This is a genomic window from Pseudomonas sp. SC11, assembly GCF_047039205.1.
Taxonomy (GTDB): Bacteria; Pseudomonadota; Gammaproteobacteria; order Pseudomonadales; family Pseudomonadaceae; genus Aquipseudomonas; species Aquipseudomonas boreofloridensis.
This window is the reverse complement of the sequence record NZ_CP178183.1, coordinates 5,247,214-5,268,698: the sequence shown is the minus strand read 5'-3', so window position 1 is coordinate 5,268,698 and position 21,485 is coordinate 5,247,214. Positions and strand designations below refer to the sequence as shown.

Below are 21,485 nucleotides of genomic sequence, written 5' to 3'. Positions count from 1 at the left end.
GCGCGCCTGTACCGCGCCTAGTGGTCGGCGCCGACGAGCGCCGGCAATGGTTTCTGCGCCACGTTCGGACCGACGCTGACCACCACGCAGCGGTTTGGGTCGAAGGCCTGCCGGGCTGCCGCCTGAACCTGCGCCGCGCTGACCTGGGCCAGGCGCGCTGAATAACCGCTGCAATGGTCGGCCGGCAGCCCTTGGGCGTTGATCTCGGCGAGCAGGGTGGCCAACTCCTCGTCGTCGGCGAACGTGCGCAACTGTTTGCCGAGCAGTTGGCTGCGCGCCATGTCCAGTTCGACGGGATTCGGGCCTTGCTCGATGAAACAACGCAGCACCAGCCGGACCAGTTCCAGCGAGGCGTCGAGGTACTGAGGCTGGATGTCCCACGACACGATCAACACGCTCGCCGCGCGATAGTGGTGCAGACGGCTATGGATGGCGTAGGTCAGCGCGCGGCGCTCGCGCAGTTCGCTGACCAGCCGCGACTGGAAGCTGCCCCCGACTATCTGGTTGGCCATCAGCAGCGCCGGGTACTGTGGATCGTCCGGCAGCGTATCCACCGCGAAGGCGAGCTTGAGCGTGACGTTGTCCGTCGCGGTCTCGTTGCCGGGCTCTTCGATACGCAGCGTGCCCGGCTGGCCGGTGGCCTGCGCCTTGGCCACGGTCGGGAGGGGCTGTTCGGTTGCCGTGAACGCTTGGCTCAGTGAGGCCAGCAAGGCTTGTGCCTGTTCGTGCGGCAGGTCTGCGACCAGGGTGATCTCCAGGTTCCCAGCGCTGTAGGCGCGCTGGTGGAAGTCGACGATCTGCTGGCGATCGAGGGTGGCGAGACTGGCGACGGTGCCGTGGTGATCCTGGGTGTAGGGGTGCGCGGCATACAGCAGGCGCAGCGTTTCGACGTTGAGCCGGTTTTGCGCTTTGGCTTCGCGGCGGCGCACATAGTTGAGCACGCGCGTGCGCATCCGTTCGAGGGCCGTGGGCTCGAAGCTCGGGCGTGCGCACACGGCCGTCAGCAGCGCCAGGGCGTCGCTGCGCAGCCCTGCGTGGGCCGGGCAACGCAGGCGCAGGATGGCGTCGTCAGGGGTGACGTTGCGGCTGAAGGTGGCACCCAGGGCCTTGAATCGCTCGGCGATCTGCGCGGCATCCCATTGCCCGCCGCCTTGGTCGAGCATGTACAGCGTCAGTGCCGCCAGGCCCGGGGTATCGCCGTCATGACACGCGCCGGCCTTGAAGCGCAGTTGCAGATCGAACATCGGCGCGCCCTCGCTGGCGACGAAGCACACCTTGCTGCCCTGCGCCGTGTGCCACTGCTGCAGCGGTCGTTGCGTGCTGTCCAACGCGATCTCCGGCAGACCCTGCGCCGACATCAGCGCGGACATGTCCACGGCGGCGATGCCGGGCGACAGATCGGCGCAGATCAGCACCGGGTGTTGATCGATGACCGGCGTGACGGCGCACAGGTGGGTGACGGTCGATCGCTCGCGAGTCAGGAAAGTGTCGATAGCGTCTTGGATGTCTTGCTCGGTGATCGAGGCCAATGTGCGCAGGTGTTGTTGGCGCAGGGCGGGCGCGGTGCCGCCGATCACGCTCCAGCCGATGGCATCGGCCTGGCCGGTGAGGCTGGCCTGGGCGGCGGCATGCTGTGCCAGCAAGTGGAATTTGGCGTTCTCGATGTGCTGGGCGCTCACAGGCGCTGTCCGAAGCCCATCGATGACGTCCCACACAGCTTGCTCGGCGGCGGCCGGGGTATGCCCGGGGGCGACGTAACCGGCGAAGTTGAGCAAGGTGTCGCCACGCACCTGATAGTCGTACGAAGGGTCGATACCGGTCATCACGTGCTGTCCGCGCACCAGTTGGCTGTACAGCAGCGACGAAGCGCCTCTGCCCAGCAGTTCGGCGACGATTCTCAGCGCATGCACGCTGCGCAGTTCATCGCAGGTTGCCAGGCTCGGAACATTGAAGGCCATGAGCAAGCCATCGCGCAGGCCGGGCAGGGTCACCGACTGACTGCGCGCGTGCAGGGGCGTTGCGTGACGAGGGACTTCCGGAGGCGGCAGCGGTACGGCCTCGTGAGCGGCAAAATGCCGTTCCACCAGACGCTGAAGAGCGTCGGCCTCGACGTCTCCGACCACCACCAGCGTGGCGTTGTTCGGCGCGTAACGATTCCGGTACCAGGTCCGTAGCGCGCTCAGGCTCATGTCCTCCAGATCCCGTGCTTGACCATAGTGGGGTGTGCCATAGGGGCTGGTGCCGTGGGCCAGGGCATGGTGGCGCTCTATGGCCTGTTGCACAGGACGGTTGTCGATTTTCAGGCGACGCTCGTCGCGCACGGCGGTCCGGGCTTTCTCGAAGGCCTGTTCACTCAGGCGGGCATTGACCATGGTATCTGCCAGGATCTCCAGCGCCACTTCCAGTCGCGAGGCTGGCAGGACCATGGTGTAGACGGTGGCGTCTTGCAGGGTCTGGGCGTTGTTGTTGCCGCCCAGCCACTCGATGACGCGCAGGTACTGACCGGTGGCGAGTTTTTCGCTGCCCTCGAAAATCATGTGCTCCAGTACATGGGACAGATTGGTATGGCCCGGCGCCTCGTGACTGGAGCCCACATGGTAGTAGAGGTGCATGCACACCAAGGGGCTGCGTCGATCTTGCTGGAAGTGGACAGCGAGGCCGTTGGGCAAGGTGAAGTGCTGTTGAGGCGAGTGGGGCGCGGTGATCAGGTCTTCGAGTGCGAGGGGGGATGCTTGCATGGGGGCGCTGCTCCGAGTGAGTTCACGAGCGGAGCAGCTTCGATCACGGCAGGTATCGGCAGGTATTACCTATGTCTGGCTGTCCTGGCGCACTTCGCCGCGCTGCCACAAGGCGTAATGCACCTGGCCGGTTTTCTTCTCCCGGTGCAGGCGCCAGTTGCCCGGCATCGGCAGGCTCGACGGCGCGGCCTCGCTCTCGGTGTAGATCCATGCCTGGTCGCGCAGCCACTGCTGGCTTTCCAGCAGATTGCACACCTCGGCCAGCAGGTCTTTGTGAAAGGGCGGGTCGAGGAACACCAGGTCGAAGGGTTGCTTGGCCGGCCCGCCGAGGTAGCGCAAGGCGTCGGTTTGCAGGATCTGCCCGCGCGGGCAGCGCAGCAACTCCAGGTTGTGCTTGAGGTTGGCGATGGCTGCCGGATTGCTGTCCAGCGCCACCGCATCGGCCGCGCCGCGCGACAGCGCCTCGAGCACCAGCGCGCCGCTGCCGGTGAAGGCATCCAGCACATGGGCGCCTTCGATGTAGGGCGCCAGCCAGTTGAACAGGGTTTCGCGCACGCGATCGGGCGTCGGGCGCAGGCCTTCGCCTTCGGGCACGGCCAGGCGACGGCTGCGCCATTCGCCCGCGATGATGCGCAACTGGCCAGCCCCTTTGCTGTGGGGCTGGGCGGGGGAGGAAGGTCTGGCCATCAGTGCTCCGGTACGCCGAGTGGCTGCTCGGACGGTGTGTCTGTCGGTGGCGGCAGGGGCTTTTGCGGCACGCTCGGGCCGGCGGTGACGATCACCAGCTTGTCCGCCGCCAGATGCTTGTTCAGCGCCGCCTTGACTTGCTCGACCGTCAGCGCCTGGGACTGCTGCATGAAGTCTTCGAGCCAGGTCAGCGGCAGATTGTAGAAGCCAATGGCGCCGAGTTGCCCGACGATGCTCGCGTTGCTGGCGTTGGACAGCGGGAAGCTGCCGGCCAGCTCGCGCTTGGCGTCGTCCAGTTCCTGCTGGGTCGGGCCGTTCTTCAGGTAGTCGGCCAGGATGTCACGCACCAGTTGCAGGGTGCCTTCGCTGAGTTCGGCACGGGTCTGCAGGTTGATCATGAACGGTCCGCGCACCTGCATCGGGGTGAAGGTGGAGTACACGCCGTAGGTGAGGCCGCGTTTCTCGCGCACTTCGCTCATCAGCCGGGTGCCGAAGGCGCCGCCGCCGAGGATCTGGTTGCCCAGCGACAGCGCAGGCCAGTCCGGGTCCTGGCGGGTGATGCCCAGTTCGGCGAGCATCAGGTGGGTCTGCTTGGACGGGAAGTCGATGTGGGTGGCGCCGGGCTTGGGTTCGGTCGGCTCGGCGGGACTGGCCAGTGCCGGGCCCTTGGGCAGGGCGGCGGACACCTGGGCGGCGATGGCTTCGGCGTCGCTGCGGCTGAGGTCGCCCACCAGCGCGATCACCGCGTTGCCGGCTGCATAGGCCTTGGCGTGGAACGCGCGCAACTGCGCCTGGGTGATGCCGGGGATGCTCTGCGCGGTGCCATCGCTGGGGTGGGCATAAGGATGGCTGCCGTAGAGGTTGGCGAACAGCGTCTGGCCAGCCAGCTTGCCAGGGTTCTGCTTGTCGTACTCGAAGCCTGCCAGCAACTGGTTCTTGATGCGCTTGAGGGCGTCCTGCGGGAAGCTGGGCTTGCCGACCACGTCGGCGAACAGCTTGAGCGCTGGATCGCGTTTGTCGGCGGCGCTGAGGCTGCGCAGCGAAGCCACGGCCATGTCGCGATAGGAGCCGTTGCCGAAGTCGGCGCCCAGGCCTTCGAAGCCCTGGGCGATGGCAGTGACGTCCTTGCCGGCCACGCCCTCGTTGAGCATGGCGTTGGTCAGGGTGGCCAGGCCCGGCACCGGGCCGTCCTGGCTGCTGCCGGCCGCGAAGGTCACGCGCAGGTCGAACATCGGCAGTTCGCGGGCTTCGACGAACAGCACGCGGGCGCCTTCGGCCGTGGTCCAGTGCTGAATGTTCAGTTGACGCCGGCTGGGCGCCTTGCCGTCGAGCTCGGCCAGCGACTGCAGGGTATTGGCCGGGCGCGCGCTGGAGCGGTCGATGGTGCCGGTGGCCTCGTCGGCCTGCGCGGCGCCGACGAGCAACAACGCCAGGGTGAGCGCCGAGGCGAACGCACCACGGCCGGGACGCAGAGCGCGGGGGGCGCGACGATCAGTCATGGGCGGACTCCTCGGGCAGAACATGGGCAACGCTCAAGCGTTCGCGGGTGAAGTAGGTGCGTGCGGCTTCCTGGATGTCCTGCGGGGTGACGCGCTTGAGGTCGTCCAGTTCGCTGTCGATCAGCTTCCACGACAGGCCCACGGTTTCCAGTTGACCAATGGTGGTGGCCTGGCTGCTGATCGAGTCGCGGTCATACACCAGTCCGGCGATGACCTGGGCGCGCACGCGCTCGAGCTCTTCGGCGGTCGGCGGGGTGCGTTTGAGTTCGTCGAGCAGATGCCAGACGCCCTTTTCCACATCGGCGAGCGTCTTGTGCTTCTGTACGTTCGGCGTTGCCGAGATCAGGAACAGGCTGTCACCACGGGTGAAGGCGTTGTAGCTGCTGGAGGCACCGGCCACCAGTTCCTGGCCGCGTTCCAGGCGTGCCGGCATGCGCGCGCTGTAGCCGCCGTCGAGCAGGGCCGAGATCAGCCGCAGGGCTTGGGCGCTGCGGGTGTCCTTGGCGGTGGCCAGGCCCGGCACGTTGAAACCGTAGATCAGGCTGGGCAATTGGGTACGCACATGCAGGGTGAGCTGGCGCTGACCGGGCTCGGCGAGCTCCAGCGGCAGCTTGGCCGGTGGCACGCTGCGCTTGGGGATGGCCGCGAAGTACTTGTTGGCCAGGCCCTTGACCTCATCGACGGTGACATCGCCGACCACCACCAGGGTGGCGTTGTTCGGCGCGTACCAGGATTCGTACCAGTGCCGCAGCTCCTCGACTTTCATCCGCTCCAGGTCGGCCATCCAGCCGATGGTCGGGGTGTGATAGCCGCTGGCGGGGAAGGCCATGGCGCGGAACAGCTCGAAGGCTTTGGCGTTGGGCTGGTCGTCGGTGCGCAGCCGGCGCTCTTCCTTGATCACTTCGATTTCGCGGCTGAACTCGTCGGCCGGCAGGCGCAGGCTGGCCAGGCGGTCGGCTTCCAGTTCCAGGGCCACCGGCAGGCGGTCGCGGGCCAGCACCTGGTAATAGGCGGTGTAGTCGTCGCTGGTGAAGGCGTTTTCCTCGGCGCCCAGGTCGCGCAGGATGCGCGAGGCTTCACCGGGGCCGATCTTGGCGCTGCCCTTGAACATCATGTGCTCCAGGGCGTGGGACAGACCGGTCTGGCCCGGCGTCTCGTAGCTGGAGCCGACTTTGTACCAGATCTGCGAAACCACGACGGGCGCGCGGTGATCTTCGCGCACCACGACCTTCAGGCCGTTGTCGAGGATGAATTCGTGGGTGGGTTGCGTATCGGCGGCCAGTGCCGCCAGGGGCAGGCAGAGCGTGCCGAGCAACAGGCCAGCGGCGCGGCGGGCGAGAGCATTCATACGATGGATAACCTGTACGGCGGCCTGCGGGACTTAGCGTCGGCAGGCCAGGAGGTGCTAGGATACTGATCCGGTTGCCTGGCGACCATGCCTGTCGCCGTTCTGGCCCACAGGACACCAAGACAAAACGTTGCGCGTGAACCAGCCGCCTGCATGAGAGTCTGTTCTGCGTATAAAGCATTCCCGATGCCCAATGATGGTGCATCGCCACCCTGAGATAGCCGTCTTCCATGTTTGGTTCCAACGACGACAAGAAAGCGCCGGCCGAGGCCGGTGAAAAGAAAGGCCTGTTCGGCTGGTTTCGCAAGAAGCCGCAGCAACCTGTCGCCGAGCCGCCGCCAGTACCCGAGCAGCCGGCTGCCGAACCGGTAACGCCCGCCGCAGCGGCCGAGCCTGCGCCGATTGAGGTCAGCGAACCGGTCGCCGACGAGCGGCCGCTGGCGCCGAGCGAGGCGCCTGTCCAGGCCGTCAGCCCAACGCCCGTGGTGGTGGTGCCAGTCGCCGAGGCCCCGGTGAGCAATCTGGTACTGCCGGTTGCCGAAGAGCCGGTGGCGCTGGTGCCCGATCTGGAACCGAGCGCGCCGCCGGTCATCCCCGAGCGTCCTGCTGCCATTGCCGAGCCGGTCGCCGAGCCGGTGGTTCAGCCTCAGTCCGTCGAACCCGAGTTGGTCGTGGTTGCGCCCGTGGTGGTGGAGCCGGCGCCCGTGAGCGTGCCTGCCCCCGTCGAGGCCTTGCCCGTAGCCGAGCCGGAGCCGGTCGCTGCACCGGTCGCGGCCACCGAGCAGGTCAAGGTCGGTTTCTTCGCCCGGCTCAAGCAGGGCCTGTCCAAGACCAGCGCCAGCATTGGCGAAGGCATGGCCAGCCTGTTCCTCGGCAAGAAGGTCATCGACGACGACCTGCTCGACGAGATCGAGACACGCCTGCTGACCGCCGACGTCGGTGTCGAAGCCACTTCGCTGATCGTGCAGAACCTCACCCAGAAGGTCGCCCGCAAGCAGTTGGCCGACGCCGATGCGCTGTACACGTCGCTGCAGGAAGAACTCGCCGCGCTGCTGCGCCCGGTCGAGCAACCCCTGAAGATCGACGCGCAGACCAAGCCCTATGTGATTCTGGTGGTGGGCGTCAACGGCGCCGGCAAGACCACCACCATCGGCAAGCTGGCCAAGAAGCTACAGCTCGAAGGCAAGAAGGTCATGCTCGCCGCCGGTGACACCTTCCGCGCCGCAGCGGTGGAGCAGTTGCAAGTCTGGGGCGAGCGCAACCAGATTCCGGTGATCGCCCAGCACACCGGCGCCGATTCGGCTTCGGTGATCTTCGACGCGGTACAGGCGGCCAAGGCCCGTGGCGTCGATGTGTTGATCGCCGACACGGCCGGTCGCCTGCATACCAAAGACAACCTGATGGAAGAGCTGAAGAAGGTCCGTCGGGTCATCGGCAAGCTCGACGCCGAGGCACCGCACGAGGTGCTGCTGGTGCTCGATGCCGGAACCGGGCAGAACGCCATCAGCCAGGCCAAGTATTTCAACCAGAGCGTCGAACTGACTGGCCTGGCCCTGACCAAGCTGGATGGCACTGCCAAGGGCGGGGTGATCTTCGCCCTGGCCAAGCAGTTCAGCCTGCCGATCCGCTTCATCGGCGTCGGCGAAGGTATCGACGACCTGCGCACCTTCGAAGCCGAGCCTTTCGTCAAAGCCCTGTTTGCCGAGCGTGAGCACCCATGATCCGATTCGAGCAGGTCGCCAAGCGCTACCCCAATGGCCACGTCGGCCTGCATGAACTGAGTTTCCGGGCGCGCCGGGGCGAATTCCTGTTCGTCACCGGGCACTCGGGCGCCGGCAAGAGCACCTTGCTGCGCTTGTTGCTGGCCATGGAGCGCCCCACCAGCGGCAAGCTGCTGCTGGCCGGCCAGGACCTGGGCCAGATCAGCAACGCACAGATTCCGTTCCTGCGCCGCCAGATCGGCGTGGTGTTCCAGAATCACCAACTGCTCTTCGACCGCACCGTATTCAACAACATCGCCCTGCCGCTGCAGATTCTCGGGCTGTCCAAGGCCGAGATCGGCAAGCGCGTGGACTCGGCGCTGGAGCGGGTTTCGCTGTCGGACAAGGGCGAACTGTTCCCCGCCGACCTGTCCACCGGTCAGCAGCAGCGCGTGGGCATCGCCCGCGCCATCGTCCACCAGCCGGCCCTGCTGCTGGCGGACGAGCCCACCGGCAACCTCGACCCGCGCCTGGCGGCCGAGATCATGGGGGTGTTCGAAGACATCAACCGGTTGGGCACCACCGTGCTGATCGCCAGTCACGACCTGGCGCTGATCGCGCGCATGCGCCACCGCATGCTCACCCTGCAACGCGGACGACTGATCGGCGATGGGGAGGCCGGACAATGAGCGACACCCGTACACCCAAGGTCTCCGAGCGCGTCGCGCCCAAGGCGGCAGACCCCAAGCCCGACAAGAAGCGCGGTGGCCACGACGACGATGGCCCGGATTTCCGCACCCTGCTCAACGCCTGGCTGGAAAGCCACCGCGCCAGCTTGGCCGACAGCCTGCGTCGCCTGGGCAAGCAGCCGATCGGTAGCTTCTTCACCTGCCTGGTGATGGCGGTGGCGCTGAGCATGCCGATGGGACTGTCGCTGCTGTTGAAGAACGTCGAGAAACTGGGCGGCTCATGGCAGCGCGCGGCGCAGATTTCGCTGTACCTCAAGCTCGATGCCGGCACCCAGCAAGGCGAAGCGCTGCGCGACGAGATCAAGGCCATGCCGGGGGTGGCCGAGGCCACCTATGTCAGCCGCGAACAGGCGCTGCAGGAGTTCCAGCAGCAGTCGGGCCTGGGCGAGGCGCTGCGCGAGCTGCCGGAGAACCCGCTGCCCGGCGTGGTGGTGGTGACACCGACCGAAGTCGACAAGCCGGCGCTCGAAGCGCTGCGCCAGCGTCTGTCGGAGCTGCCGCGGGTTGAAGTGGCGCAGTTGGACCTGGTCTGGGTCGAGCGCCTGGCGGCGATCCTCAAACTGGGCGATCGCTTCGTCTTCGGCCTGGCGGTGATGCTGATTTCCGCACTGCTGCTGGTCATCGGCAACACCATTCGCCTGCACATCGAGAACCGCCGGGTGGAGATCGAGGTGATCAAGCTGGTGGGTGGCACCGACAGCTACGTGCGCCGACCCTTCCTGTACATGGGCGCCTTGTACGGCCTGGGCGCCGGCGTGCTGGCCTGGGGCATCCTCGCGTTTGGCCTGAACTGGCTGAATGATGCGGTGGTCGGGCTTTCCGACCTGTATGGCAGTGACTTCGCCCTGGGGGGCGTACCCGCTGCCGACGGTCTGTCACTCTTGATCGGGGCGGTGCTCTTGGGGTATATCGGTGCATGGATTGCGGTCGCTCGGCACCTGAACGAGCTCGCACCGCGATAATGCTTTCGTGCCAGCATTGACTTTTTTCATCCAGGAACTTGTCTGATGGTTCCGGGTCTATGTTGGCAGTGCCCACAAGGCACGAGTCCAGTGAGTCGGAGGTACTTGAATGACCACTTCGTTGCAACCTGCGTATGCCTTGGTTCCCGGTGCAAACCTGGAAGCCTATGTGCACACGGTCAACAGCATCCCGCTGCTGACGGTCGAGCAGGAGCGTGAACTGGCTGAGCGTCTCTTCTATGAGCAGGATCTTGAGGCCGCTCGGCAAATGGTGATGGCCCACCTGCGTTTCGTCGTCCATATCGCCCGCAGCTACGCTGGTTACGGGCTGGCCCAGGCTGACCTGATCCAGGAAGGCAACGTGGGCCTGATGAAGGCAGTCAAGCGCTTCAACCCGGAAATGGGTGTGCGCCTGGTGTCCTTCGCCGTGCACTGGATCAAGGCGGAGATCCACGAATTCATCCTGCGCAACTGGCGTATCGTCAAGGTGGCCACCACCAAGGCGCAACGCAAGCTGTTCTTCAACCTGCGCAGCCAGAAGAAGCGTCTGGCCTGGCTGAACAACGACGAAGTGCACCGTGTCGCCGAGAGCCTGGGCGTCGAGCCGCGTGAAGTGCGCGAGATGGAAAGCCGCCTGAGTGGCCATGACATGGCCTTCGATCCGGCAGCCGATGCCGACGACGACAGCGCCTTCCATTCGCCTGCGCACTACCTGGAAGACCATCGCTACGATCCGGCCATGCAGTTGGAAGATGCCGACTGGAGCGACAACGCCAACAGCAACCTGCATGAAGCGTTGAACGGTCTGGACGAGCGCAGCCGCGACATCCTCTACCAGCGCTGGCTGGCCGAGGAAAAGGCGACCTTGCATGAGTTGGCCGAGAAGTACAGCGTGTCGGCCGAGCGGATTCGTCAGCTCGAGAAGAACGCGATGAGCAAGGTCAAGGCGCTGATCACCGTCTGATCGGCCTTGCGCTCAACTGAAAAGCCGCCTGTTTCCCACGAAACAGGCGGCTTTTTCGTTACCGGTGCTTGTGACCTTGGCGTTTGCCAGGCGCCTTGCTCAGAGGCGCGCGCTGCCCTGCAGTTGCATCAGGTAGCTGGTACCGCCCAACTGACTCATCTGTCGTTGAATCCAACTGGCCCGACTTGCCACGTAGGCGCTGGGCCGGCTGGCGCTCCATTTCAGCGGACTGGGCAGCACAGCGGCAAGCTGGCTGGCCTGCTGACGTGTCAGGCGACTGGCATCGACGCCGAAGTGATAGCGCGCGGCAGCCTGGGCACCGAACACCCCCGGCCCCCATTCGGCGCTGTTGAGGTAGACCTCGAGGATGCGCTCCTTCGACCAGAGCAGTTCCATCAGCGCGGTGAACCAGGCCTCCAAGCCTTTGCGCAGCCAACTGCGCCCAGACCACAGGAACAGGTTCTTGGCCACCTGCTGGGTCAGCGTGCTGGCGCCGCGCAGCTTGCCCCCTTGCTCGTTATGCACCAGGGCTGCCTGAATCGCCGGGACATCGAAGCCCCAATGGCTGGCGAAGTGCTGATCTTCGCCGGCGACCACAGCCACCTTCAGTTCATCGGAGATCTGCTCCCAGGACACCCAGTCGCGCTGCAGGTCGATCGGCTCGCCATCGACCCACGACTGCACCTTGCGCTCGACCATCAAGGCCGTGCCCGGTGGCGGCACCCAGCGCAGCGCCAACACCAGCACGATGCTGCCTGCGGCGAACCAGAGCAGAGCACGAGCAAGACGGCGGATAAGGGATGACAGCATGTCGATAGCTTGGCCGGACCGATGGAACGGGCCATTATACAGACCCCTTTCAAGGAGTCGTCCCATGCTTCGCAGCTTCCTGATGCTCGCGGCCTTCTTCGGCTTCACCGGTGTCGCGCTGGGTGCCTTCGCCGCACACGGCTTGAAGAACCGTCTGAGCGCCGACTACCTAGCGATCTTTCATACCGGTGTCAGTTATCAACTGGTGCATGCGCTGGCGATTCTGGCGGTGGCGATGCTGTCCGTGCATCTGCCCGGGCGGCTGATCGGCTGGGCGGGCGGCCTGTTCGCCGTGGGCATCGTGCTGTTCTCCGGCAGCCTCTACGCCCTGACCCTCAGCGGCGTGAGCAAGCTCGGCATCATCACCCCCATCGGTGGCGTGTGCTTCCTGGCGGGCTGGGCCTGTCTGGGCCTGACGGCGTGGCGCCTGGGCTGACCAGTCGGTCGGCAATAGCGACTGATGGCGCCGCTCGCCCTTGGGTTGCACGGCGGATCGGCGCTAGAATGCGGGCCCCAATGAACGATGGTGGCCGTGCGCATGCGCATTCAACTCAACGGTGAACCCTACGAACTGCCTGCAGGCGAGAGCGTGGCGGCCCTGCTGGGGCGTCTGGAGCTGGTCGGGCGTCGTGTGGCGGTGGAACTGAACCTGGACATCGTGCCGCGCAGCCAGCACGACTGCACCCTGTTGAACGAGGGCGACCGGGTCGAGGTGGTCCACGCCATCGGTGGCGGCTGACGGCCGCGCCGTGCCCACCCGCAACTCCCGTAACCTTTGCAGAGGAACCACGATGAGCAACGTTCGCAGCGACAAGCCTTTCACCCTGGCCGGGCGTACTTTCCAGTCGCGCCTGCTTGTCGGCACCGGCAAGTACCGTGACATGGACGAAACCCGCGAGGCCATCGAGGCCTCGGGGGCCGAAATCGTCACCGTCGCCGTGCGCCGCACCAACATCGGCCAGAATCCAGGCGAGCCGAACCTGCTCGATGTGCTGCCTCCGGACCGCTACACCATCCTGCCGAACACCGCCGGGTGCTACGACGCGATCGAAGCCGTGCGCACCTGCCGCCTGGCCCGTGAGCTGCTCGACGGCCACAACCTGGTGAAGCTGGAGGTGCTGGCCGACCAGAAGACGCTGTTCCCCAACGTCATCGAAACCCTCAAGGCCGCCGAAGTACTGGTCAAGGACGGCTTCGATGTCATGGTGTACACCAGCGACGACCCGATCATCGCGCGTCAACTGGCCGAGATCGGCTGCATCGCGGTCATGCCGCTGGCGGGTCTGATCGGCACGGGCCTGGGCATCTGCAACCCCTACAACCTGCAGATCATCCTCGAGGAATCCAAGGTGCCGGTGCTGGTCGATGCCGGCGTGGGCACCGCTTCCGACGCCACCATCGCCATGGAAATGGGCTGCGAAGCCGTGCTGATGAACTCCGCCATCGCCCACGCCCAGCAGCCGGTACTGATGGCCGAAGCCATGAAGCACGCCATCGTCGCCGGTCGCATGGCCTACCTGGCCGGGCGTATGCCGAAGAAACTCTATGCCAGCGCGTCTTCGCCGCTGGATGGTCTGATCAAGTAAGAGCACCTGATGACTGAATCGCAAGAAACGCCGATCTCCGCCGACGGCGAAGAGCGCCCGCACCGCCGCATCAAGAGTTTCGTGATGCGTGCAGGCCGCATGACCGAAGGCCAGCAGCGCGGCCTGGAGCAGGGCGGCCCGCTGTTCATCCTGCCCCTGGCCGACAGCCCGGTGGACTACGACCAGGTGTTCGGCCGCTCGGCGCCGCGTACCCTGGAAATCGGATTCGGCATGGGCCACTCCCTGCTGGAAATGGCCGCTGCCGCACCGGAGCTGGATTTCATCGGTGTCGAAGTGCACCGCCCTGGTGTCGGCGCGCTGCTCAACGGCGTGCTCACCCAGAACCTGAAAAACCTGCGGGTGTACGACTGCGATGCCATCGAAGTGCTCAACCGCTGCGTGGCCGACGGCAGCCTGGACCGGCTGATGCTGTTTTTCCCCGATCCGTGGCACAAGGCCCGTCACCACAAGCGGCGCATCGTCCAGCCAGCGTTCGCCGAACTGGTGCGGCGCAAGCTCAAGGTCGGCGGCGTGTTCCACATGGCCACCGACTGGGAGCCCTATGCCGAGCACATGCTGGAAGTGATGCAGGCCGCGCCGGGTTACCGCAACCAGGCGGCGGACGGCGCCTACGTACCGCGTCCGGACGAGCGCCCAATCACCAAGTTCGAGCGCCGCGGCGAGCGGCTCGGGCATGGGGTGTGGGATCTGAAGTTCGAGAAGGTTGACTGACAGTCAGTCAGCGTTGTACCGACCGACAAAGGGCTGCTATGCAGCCCTTTTGCGTTACTAGCCGCGGCGATCCGCCACCACGCCGATCAGCACCAGTACCACCAGCAGTACCGGCGCCAGGGCGTAGTTGTTGAACTGTGCCAGCGCTTTCACCACCCACGGCGTGGCATAGATCAGCGCCGCGCCGCTGCCGATCATCACCAGCAGGGCCATGAACGGCACCCGCAGGGCGCCGGCCAGTCCGCCCAGGCGCTGCTCGACCCAGCCCTTGATGTCGGTGCCGAACAGCACCAGCAGGCAGCCCACCAACGCCAGGGAAATCTCCGAAAGGTTGCTGCGGCTCCAGCGGGAAACGGTCGAGAGCAGGTCAAGCACCAGGTCCATGGGTCATCCTTAATTCAAGAAGTACTGCAGCAGATCGTTGAGAAACAGCTGGCCTTGGGGCGTTGCCGCCAGCCGCTCCGGTTCGACTCGCAAAAGCCCCTTTTGTTCGGCGTCGCGCCGTGCCTCGGCCAACTGCGCCAGCGGCAGCCCTGTGCGTTGGGTGAACAATTCGGCTTCCACCCCCTCGGTCAAGCGCAGGGCGTTCATCAGGAACTCGAAGGGCAGCTCATCGGGCGGCAGCAGCTTCTCGCCCGCCTTGTACGGTTTCTCCGGATTGAGGTAGTCCTTGGGCAGGCGAGTCTTCCAGGTGCGCAGGATGCGCCCGTCCGGGAACGACAGCTTGCCGTGGGCCCCGGCACCGATGCCGATGAAGTCGCCGAAGCGCCAGTAGTTGAGGTTGTGGCGCGCGGCGCGTTCGGCCTGGGCATAGGCCGACACTTCGTATTGCCGATAACCCTGCTCGGCCATCAGTGCCTGTCCGGCCTCCTGGATATCCCAGAGAATGTCGTCTTCGGGCAGCAGCGGCGGCTGGTTCCAGAACACCGTGTTCGGTTCCAGGGTCAGTTGGTACCAGGACAGGTGCGTCGGCCCCAGGTCGATGGCCTGGCGCAGATCGCCCAGCGCGTCGTCCAGCGACTGTTCAGGCAGGCCGTGCATGAGGTCCAGATTGAAGTTGTCGAAGCCTGCCGCACGGGCCATGCCGGCGGCGCGCACGGCCTCGTCGCCATTGTGGATGCGCCCGAGCTTCTCCAGCTTCTGTGCTTGGAAACTCTGCACGCCGATGGACAGGCGGTTGATGCCGGTCTGGCGATAGGCCTTGAACTTGTCCTGCTCGAAGGTGCCGGGGTTGGCCTCCAGGGTGATCTCGATGTCGGCGGCGAAGGGAATGCGTTGCTCGATGCCACGCAGCAGCCGACCCAGTGCGGCGGCGCTGAACAGGCTGGGCGTGCCGCCGCCGAAGAAGATGCTGCTGATCGACCGGCCTTGCACCGCCGGCATTTCCAGCGCCAGGTCGGCGAGCAGGGCATCGACGTACTGCGCTTCAGGCAGGGTCGGTCCGGCCTGGTGCGAGTTGAAGTCGCAATAAGGGCATTTGCGCACGCACCAAGGAATGTGGATGTACAGCGACAGCGGCGGCAGCACCGCAAGCACCAGGCTCGACGGTGGCGCGGAGGAGGATTCGGTCATGCCAATCCCAGGCGCTGACGCAGCAGGGCCATGGCCCGGGCGCGGTGACTGAGTTGGTTCTTTTCCAGCGGCGCCAAGTCGGCGCTGGAACAATTGCGTTCAGGCACCCAGAACAGCGGGTCGTAGCCGAAACCATGCTCGCCACTGGCCGCGAACAGAATCCGCCCGTGCCACAGCCCCTCGCAGAGCACTGGCAGGGGATCGTCGGCATGCCTGACCAGCGCCAGCACGCAGACGAACTGTGCGCCGCGTTCGGCTTCAGGCACGTCCTTGAGCGCTTCGAGCAGTTTGGCGTTGTTCGCCGCATCGCCCTGACCGTCGGCATAGCGGGCCGAGTAGATGCCCGGTGCGCCGCCCAATGCATCCACCGCCAGGCCCGAATCGTCGGCCAGGGCCGGCAGGCCGGAAATACGCGCGGCATTGCGTGCCTTGAGGATGGCGTTTTCGATGAACGACAGGCCGGTTTCCTCGGGTTCGACCTGGCTGAATTCGCCGATCGAACGCAGCTGCACGGACTCTCCGAGCATGGCCTGGAGTTCCTTGAGTTTGCCGGCGTTGTGGCTGGCCAATACGAGTTGCTGGAAATTCATCATTCGCCTGGGAATACGTCCTGGTTGAATTGAAGGTCGTGGCTGATGCCGCCGGCCTCGATCTGCACGTCGAAGACCAGGGTCTGCGCCTGCTCGGTCTTGAACTGGGCGATGTAGGACACCGCGCCTGCGCTGCTCACCTGGCGGAACGACAGCGCACTGGCGCGGCCGGTAAGGTCTTTGACCTTGCCGCTGACCACCGCGGTCGTGGGCGTGCCACCCTTGAGCAGGGTGATGTTGAGCACGCCCAGGCGCTTGCTGCGTTCGATGCCGCTGGCCTGTGCCACCTCGGGCGTCAGTGCGCTGGAGGCGAAGGCGTTGTAGTACACCGTGACGTCGCCGAAGACCTGCTTGCGGTCCGGTCGGGCTGCATCGGCGGCCCAGGTCGGCAGGGCCAGGCACAGGGTGATCAGCAAAAGGGCGAGACGACGCATGTTGCCATTCCTCCGGTGGTGGGTCACACCGCGACCTGGTGCTCCTGCAAACCAGGGCTGCTGACCCGATAGATACCGATTTCCCCCAACAGATTAGGCCAAAGCCGACCGCCCCACCCGTTGCGGTGACGGTTGTCCACGGCCAGGCGATCGAGCACCTTGGCATCGCGTTCGCGGCACAGGTTCTCGAAGTCCTCGAAGGTGCAGAAGTGGATGTTCGGGGTGTTGTACCAGGTGTAGGGCATGAAGTCCGACACCGGCATGCGGCCCTTGGTCGCCAGGTACCAGCGGCAGCGCCAGTGGCCGAAGTTGGGGAAGGTGATGATGCACTGGCGGCCCACGCGCAGCATCTCGTCGAGGATCCGGTCGGGATACTCCACAGCTTGCAGGGCCTGGGTCATGACCACCACATCGAAGCTGTTGCTGGCGAAGTTGCCCAGGCCCTTGTCCAGGTCCTGCTCGATGACGTTGACGCCGTTGGCCACGCAGGCGGCGATGTTGTCGGCGTCGATCTCCAGGCCGTAGCCGGTGACCTGCTTGCGGTCGCGCAACGAAGCCAGCAGCTCGCCATTACCGCAGCCCAGGTCGAGTACCCGGCTGCCGGCAGGGATCCAGTCGTGGATGATTTCCAGGTCGGCTCTCATGCTGTCCTCAGATGACGATGCGGTTCATGTAGTTCGTGAAGCCCTGGGTGTAGCGCGGTGTGGGGATCAGGAAGGCATCGTGGCCGTAAGGGGCATCGATCTCCAGGTAGCACACGTTCTTGCGCGCGGCCATCAGCGCATCGACGATCTCCCGTGAGCGTGCCGGGGAGAAGCGCCAGTCGGTGGTGAACGACATGATGCAGTAGTCGGCCGTGACATGGCCCAGGCTGGCGGCCAGGTCACCGCCGTGGGCGGCGGCTGGGTCGAAATAGTCCAGCGCCTTGGTCATCAGCAGGTAGGTGTTGGCGTCGAAGCGGCCGGAAAATTCCTCGCCCTGGTAGCGCAGGTAGCTCTCCACCTGGAACTCGACGCTGTGGAAGTCGTAGTTGAGCTTGTCGCTCTTGAGTTCGCGGCCGAATTTCTCGCCCATCGAGTCGTCGGACAGGTAGGTGATATGGCCGACCATACGCGCCAGCATCAGCCCGCGCTTGGGAATCACGCCCTGGTCCTGGAACGAGCCACCATGGAATTCGGGGTCGGTGAGGATGGCCTGGCGCGCGACTTCGTTGAAGGCGATGTTCTGCGCCGACAGCTTGGGCGCCGAGGCGATGTCCACGCAATGACGCACGCGCTGCGGGTAGGTGATGGTCCACTGCAAGGCCTGCATGCCGCCCAGGCTGCCGCCGACCACGGCGGCCCATTGGCTGACGCCGAGGCGATCGGCCAGGCGCGCCTGGCTGTGCACCCAGTCCTCGACGGTGAGCACCGGAAAGTCCGCACCATAGGCTTTGCCGGTGGACGGGTTGATGCTGCTCGGACCGGTGCTGCCATTGCAGCCGCCGAGGTTGTTCAGGCTGACCACGAAGAAGCGGTTGGTGTCGATGGGCTTGCCCGGGCCGATGCAACTGTCCCACCAGCCCGGCTTGCGGTCTTCGACGCTGTGGTAGCCGGCCGCATGGTGATGGCCGGACAGCGCGTGGCAGATCAGCACCGCATTGCTGGCACTGGCATTGAGCGTGCCATAGGTTTCATAGACCAGCTCGTAGCCGGCCAGCGAGCGGCCACCGGCCAGCGTCAACGGTTCATCGAACCGGGCGATCTGGGGGGTTACCAGACCGACGGAATCTTCGGGAAAGACAGTGGACATCGGCCCTGCTCACGCTTGACGGAGGCGTAAGTCTAAAGAGCGCTACCCCCAGCGGCAAGCAATGGCTGCCGCTGGGGGCCGGGCTGGATCAGATCAGGCGCCACAGCACATCCGGCATACCGGCGTAGTTGGCCAGTTGCGGCATCAGGAACGACTGCACCACCTGAATGGCGATGAAGGCGAAGATCGGCGAGATATCCAGACCACCGAGGTTGGGCACCAGGCGGCGGAACGGCGCCAGCACCGGCTCGCTGATCTGGTAGGCCAGTTCGGCGGCGGGGTTGTGGCTGTTGGGCGCGATCCAGGACACGATCACCATGACGATCATCGCCACCCAGAAGATCTTCAGGAACAGCGAGGTGATTCCCAGGATGGCCCAGATCAGCAGGTGCGGCAGGTCGCCGATGGTGCCGTAGGTGAGCATCAGCACGAAGGCCATCAGCAGCGCCTGGATCACGATCGCCAACAGCAGCGACGAGGTATCCAGCCCGGCGATGCTCGGCACGATACGGCGAATCGGCTTGAGCAGCGGCTGGGTGGCGCGCACCGTGAACTGGCTCAGCGGGTTGTAGAAATTGGCCTTGACCAGTTGCAGCACGAAGCGCAGCAGGACGATCACCAGGTACAGGCTGACCAGGGTTTGCACCACGAAGATCGCGGCGCCGGACAGTGCATTCATCGACAACTCCTCATTTGCCCAGTTGTTCGGCCAGCTCGGCCGAGCGTGTGGCGGCCGCTTGCAGCGCCTGCTCGACCACGGCCTCGAAGCCGTTGGCCTGGAACGATTTGATCGCCGCTTCGGTGGTCCCGGCTGGCGAGGTGACGCGGCGACGCAGCTCAGCGGCGTCGACGTCGCTGGAAACGGCCATGTGCGCGGCGCCCAGTGCGGTCTGCAGGGTCAGCTGCGAGGCGATGTCGCGCGGCAGGCCGAGCTTCTCGCCGGCGGCGGTCATGGCTTCGATCAGCAGGAAGAAATAGGCCGGGCCGCTACCGGAGACGGCGGTGACCGCATCCAGTTGCTGCTCCTGCTCCAGCCACAGGGCGGTGCCCACGGCGCGGAGCAACTGTTCGGCCTGCTCGCGCTGGCCGGCCGACACCTGTGCGGTGGCGTACAGGCCGCTGGCGCCCTGGCGCAGCAGGGACGGGGTATTGGGCATGCAGCGCACCACCGGGACCTGGCCCAGCCAGTTCTGGAGGCTGTCGCAGGTGATACCGGCGGCGATCGAAACGACCAATTGCCCGGCCTTCAGCTCAGGTTTGAGGGTTTCGCACACGCTCTTCATGACCTGTGGCTTGACTGCCAGCACGATCACGTCGGCGCCATCGATGGCCTGGGCGTTGCTCTCGAAGGTCACGATGCCGTGTTCGGCCTGGATCCGGGTGCGGGTGTCGGCGCCAGGATCGCTGGCGCGGATCTGCGAAGCGTCCAGGCCTTGGGCCCGCAGACCGCCGATCAGGCTGGCCGCCATGTTGCCCGCGCCGATGAAGGCGATACGCGTCTTGCTCATGTCAGGTCCTTGAAGGAAAGAGTGAGTAAAGCATGGATTCAGGCGTGCCCGTAGTCGCGCGCGCCGAACAGGGCGGTGCCGATACGCACCCAGGTCGCGCCTTGGGCGATGGCCGCTTCCAAGTCATGGCTCATGCCCATGGACAGGCTGTCCAGGCCAAGGCCGAGGGCCTCCTGCAACTGGCGCAGCCGGGCGAACGCAGCGTGCTGGGCGGCAGGGTCGTCGGTGGGTTCAGGGATCGCCATCAGCCCGCGCAAGCGCAGGTTGGGCAACGCGGCCACGGCCTGGGCCAGGGCTGGAAGCTGCTCTGGCGTGCAGCCAGACTTGCTGTCCTCGCCACTGACATTTACCTGCAGGCAGATATTCAGTGGTGGCAGGTCGGTCGGGCGTTGGTCGCTCAGGCGTTGGGCGATCTTCAGGCGGTCCACGCTATGTACCCAGTCGAAATGTTCGGCAATGGCCTTGGTCTTGTTCGACTGGATGGGGCCGATGAAATGCCAGATCAAGGGCAGGTCGGACAATTCCGTCTGTTTGGTCAGCGCTTCCTGAAGATAGTTCTCGCCGAAATCGCGCACGCCCGCCCGATGAAGTTCGGCGATGGCGCTGGCGGGCTTGGTCTTGCTCACGGCCAGCAACTGCACGCTGGCCGGGTCGCGGTGGCTGGCCTTGGCCGCGCCGTCGATGCGGGTACGAATGGCGTGAAGGTTGTCTGCTAGGGTGGACATGGATCGATGCCGGCAGCTCAGTGGTGTGCGGCATTCTACCTGCTTGATGGCCTTTGGGGAGTCTCATGGACGTGACCGACCTGCTGGCCCGCGCCGTGAAGGCGGGGGCATCGGACCTGCACTTGGCAGCGGGCGAATTGCCGGCGTGGCGCCTGGATGGCGTATTGCAGCGCGTGGCGCTGCCGACGTTGTGCAGCGACACGCTGGAACAGGGGCTTGCGCCCTGGCTCGATGCGGATCAGCGCCAGCGCTGGCGGACGGGCGACGAGGTGGACCTGGCCGTGGAGCCGCCTGGGCTTGGACGCGTTCGCCTGAGCCTGTTCAGGCAGTATCACGGCCTGGCCGCCAGCCTGCGGCTGATCGGGCAGCAGGCGCCGACGGTCGAGGCGTTGGAATTGACTGGGGTGTATCAGGCGCTTGCCCGCTGCCGCGATGGCCTGGTGCTGGTGGGTGGGGCGACCGGCAGTGGCAAGTCCAGCACGCTCGCCGCGCTGGTCGCGCAACTGGGATGCGACCGCGCAGGCCATATCCTGACCCTGGAAGACCCGGTTGAGTTCGTACACGGCCGTGGCCGGGCGTTGATCAACCAGCGCGAGATCGGCCGTCACAGCCGAGACTTCGCCCAAGGCCTGCGCAGCGCACTGCGTCAGGATCCGGATGTGATCATGATCGGCGAACTGCGCGACCTGGACAGCATCCGCCTGGCCTTGCGCGCAGCGCAGACCGGTCACCTGGTACTGGCCACCGTGCACACGCGCAGCGCTGCCAGCAGCATCGATCGGCTGGTGGAGGTGTTCGCCGCCGAAGAGAAGTCGCTGATCCGCGCCATGCTCGCCGAATCACTGCAATTGGTGGTGGCGCAGGCGTTGGTGAGGCGTGTGGGCGGCGGTCGGGTGGCGGCGCGCGAGGTCCTGGTGGCCACCGCGGCGGTCCGCAATTTGATCCGCGAAGGGCGCGTGGCGCAATTGCCGTCGGCCATGCAGACCGGTGCGGCACAGGGCATGGTGACGATGGAGGCGGCGCTGGACAGGTTGAGGGCGCGGGGGCTGATCGACAACCTGGAGTAGTAGGGGCGATCTCGGCGCGGAGT

Annotated in this window: 23 protein-coding genes; 9 read left to right on the top strand and 14 right to left on the bottom strand. The window is 65.6% G+C overall.

Features of this window, described 5'->3' with window-relative positions; all coding sequences use genetic code 11:
- Positions 1-17: 17 nt before the first annotated feature.
- From ACK2SD_RS23400 to ACK2SD_RS23385, 4 genes are all read right to left on the bottom strand, one after another.
- Complete coding sequence (locus ACK2SD_RS23400) at positions 18-2,738, bottom strand: M16 family metallopeptidase (RefSeq protein WP_412460967.1); 2,721 nt, start codon at positions 2,736-2,738, stop codon at positions 18-20.
- Between the two features lie 69 nt (positions 2,739-2,807).
- The gene (gene rsmD / locus ACK2SD_RS23395; protein WP_412460966.1) at positions 2,808-3,425 is read right to left on the bottom strand and encodes a 16S rRNA (guanine(966)-N(2))-methyltransferase RsmD; all 618 of its coding nucleotides are present in this window, start codon (positions 3,423-3,425) and stop codon (positions 2,808-2,810) included.
- Entirely contained in the window at positions 3,425-4,849 is a 1,425-nt protein-coding gene (locus ACK2SD_RS23390; RefSeq protein WP_412462362.1) for a M16 family metallopeptidase, read from the bottom strand. Before ACK2SD_RS23390 ends, rsmD begins: the two co-directional genes overlap by 1 nt.
- A 67-nt stretch (positions 4,850-4,916) precedes the next feature.
- The gene (locus ACK2SD_RS23385; protein WP_412460965.1) at positions 4,917-6,272 is read right to left on the bottom strand and encodes a M16 family metallopeptidase; all 1,356 of its coding nucleotides are present in this window, start codon (positions 6,270-6,272) and stop codon (positions 4,917-4,919) included.
- A 230-nt stretch (positions 6,273-6,502) separates the two neighbouring features.
- Here ACK2SD_RS23385 and ftsY point away from each other — a divergent pair, with 230 nt between their 5' ends.
- The 4 genes from ftsY to rpoH all read left to right on the top strand — a co-directional run bounded on the left by ftsY (position 6,503) and on the right by rpoH (position 10,647).
- Positions 6,503-7,993, top strand: coding sequence for a signal recognition particle-docking protein FtsY (gene ftsY / locus ACK2SD_RS23380; RefSeq protein WP_412460964.1), 1,491 nt, complete (start codon positions 6,503-6,505; stop codon positions 7,991-7,993).
- Entirely contained in the window at positions 7,990-8,661 is a 672-nt protein-coding gene (gene ftsE / locus ACK2SD_RS23375) for a cell division ATP-binding protein FtsE (protein ID WP_029612380.1), read from the top strand. Before ftsY ends, ftsE begins: the two co-directional genes overlap by 4 nt.
- Positions 8,658-9,683, top strand: coding sequence for a permease-like cell division protein FtsX (gene ftsX, locus ACK2SD_RS23370; protein WP_412460963.1), 1,026 nt, complete (start codon positions 8,658-8,660; stop codon positions 9,681-9,683). Before ftsE ends, ftsX begins: the two co-directional genes overlap by 4 nt.
- 109 nt (positions 9,684-9,792) lie before the next feature.
- Positions 9,793-10,647, top strand: a complete 855-nt coding sequence (gene rpoH / locus ACK2SD_RS23365) for an RNA polymerase sigma factor RpoH (RefSeq protein WP_295486213.1) — start codon at positions 9,793-9,795, stop codon at positions 10,645-10,647.
- Between the two features lie 99 nt (positions 10,648-10,746).
- Here the strand turns inward: rpoH and mtgA are convergent, their stop codons facing one another.
- Positions 10,747-11,457: a monofunctional biosynthetic peptidoglycan transglycosylase gene (gene mtgA, locus ACK2SD_RS23360; protein ID WP_116887355.1), complete on the bottom strand. Its 711-nt coding sequence runs from the start codon at positions 11,455-11,457 to the stop codon at positions 10,747-10,749.
- A 64-nt stretch (positions 11,458-11,521) separates the two neighbouring features.
- On the opposite strand from mtgA, the gene ACK2SD_RS23355 reads away from it, so the two are divergent.
- From ACK2SD_RS23355 to trmB, 4 genes are all read left to right on the top strand, one after another.
- Entirely contained in the window at positions 11,522-11,893 is a 372-nt protein-coding gene (locus ACK2SD_RS23355; RefSeq protein ID WP_039582551.1) for a DUF423 domain-containing protein, read from the top strand.
- A gap of 102 nt (positions 11,894-11,995) precedes the next feature.
- On the top strand, positions 11,996-12,196 hold the full coding sequence (thiS, locus tag ACK2SD_RS23350; RefSeq protein WP_029612374.1) for a sulfur carrier protein ThiS: 201 nt from the start codon (positions 11,996-11,998) through the stop codon (positions 12,194-12,196).
- Positions 12,197-12,248: 52 nt separating this feature from the next.
- Entirely contained in the window at positions 12,249-13,043 is a 795-nt protein-coding gene (locus ACK2SD_RS23345) for a thiazole synthase (protein WP_295486219.1), read from the top strand.
- A gap of 9 nt (positions 13,044-13,052) precedes the next feature.
- On the top strand, positions 13,053-13,775 hold the full coding sequence (gene trmB, locus ACK2SD_RS23340) for a tRNA (guanosine(46)-N7)-methyltransferase TrmB (RefSeq protein WP_039582554.1): 723 nt from the start codon (positions 13,053-13,055) through the stop codon (positions 13,773-13,775).
- Between the two features lie 57 nt (positions 13,776-13,832).
- Here the strand turns inward: trmB and ACK2SD_RS23335 are convergent, their stop codons facing one another.
- From ACK2SD_RS23335 to ACK2SD_RS23295, 9 genes are all read right to left on the bottom strand, one after another.
- Positions 13,833-14,159, bottom strand: a complete 327-nt coding sequence (locus ACK2SD_RS23335; RefSeq protein ID WP_029612373.1) for a DUF3392 family protein — start codon at positions 14,157-14,159, stop codon at positions 13,833-13,835.
- Positions 14,160-14,168: 9 nt separating this feature from the next.
- Positions 14,169-15,347 carry a radical SAM family heme chaperone HemW gene (gene hemW, locus ACK2SD_RS23330; protein ID WP_412460962.1) on the bottom strand — a complete coding sequence of 393 codons (1,179 nt, stop codon included), beginning with the start codon at positions 15,345-15,347 and terminating at the stop codon, positions 14,169-14,171.
- Positions 15,344-15,940 carry an RdgB/HAM1 family non-canonical purine NTP pyrophosphatase gene (gene rdgB / locus ACK2SD_RS23325; RefSeq protein ID WP_412460961.1) on the bottom strand — a complete coding sequence of 199 codons (597 nt, stop codon included), beginning with the start codon at positions 15,938-15,940 and terminating at the stop codon, positions 15,344-15,346. The genes hemW and rdgB overlap by 4 nt, the downstream gene beginning before the upstream one ends.
- A complete protein-coding gene (locus tag ACK2SD_RS23320) occupies positions 15,937-16,371 on the bottom strand; it encodes a DUF4426 domain-containing protein (RefSeq protein ID WP_412460960.1) in 435 nt (144 codons plus the stop codon). Before ACK2SD_RS23320 ends, rdgB begins: the two co-directional genes overlap by 4 nt.
- 23 nt (positions 16,372-16,394) lie before the next feature.
- Complete coding sequence (gene metW / locus ACK2SD_RS23315) at positions 16,395-17,015, bottom strand: methionine biosynthesis protein MetW (protein WP_029612369.1); 621 nt, start codon at positions 17,013-17,015, stop codon at positions 16,395-16,397.
- Positions 17,016-17,022: 7 nt separating this feature from the next.
- Entirely contained in the window at positions 17,023-18,162 is a 1,140-nt protein-coding gene (gene metX, locus ACK2SD_RS23310) for a homoserine O-succinyltransferase MetX (protein WP_412460959.1), read from the bottom strand.
- A gap of 88 nt (positions 18,163-18,250) precedes the next feature.
- Positions 18,251-18,841: a YggT family protein gene (locus ACK2SD_RS23305; protein ID WP_039582561.1), complete on the bottom strand. Its 591-nt coding sequence runs from the start codon at positions 18,839-18,841 to the stop codon at positions 18,251-18,253.
- 10 nt (positions 18,842-18,851) lie between these two features.
- Positions 18,852-19,670 carry a pyrroline-5-carboxylate reductase gene (gene proC / locus ACK2SD_RS23300; protein ID WP_412460958.1) on the bottom strand — a complete coding sequence of 273 codons (819 nt, stop codon included), beginning with the start codon at positions 19,668-19,670 and terminating at the stop codon, positions 18,852-18,854.
- 38 nt (positions 19,671-19,708) lie between these two features.
- Positions 19,709-20,395 (bottom strand): YggS family pyridoxal phosphate-dependent enzyme, encoded by a 687-nt coding sequence (locus ACK2SD_RS23295; RefSeq protein WP_116887358.1) that lies wholly within the window; start codon positions 20,393-20,395, stop codon positions 19,709-19,711.
- A gap of 65 nt (positions 20,396-20,460) precedes the next feature.
- Between ACK2SD_RS23295 and ACK2SD_RS23290 the strand changes: the two genes are divergently transcribed.
- Entirely contained in the window at positions 20,461-21,462 is a 1,002-nt protein-coding gene (locus ACK2SD_RS23290; RefSeq protein ID WP_412460957.1) for a type IV pilus twitching motility protein PilT, read from the top strand.
- The last annotated feature ends 23 nt before the right edge of the window (positions 21,463-21,485 follow it).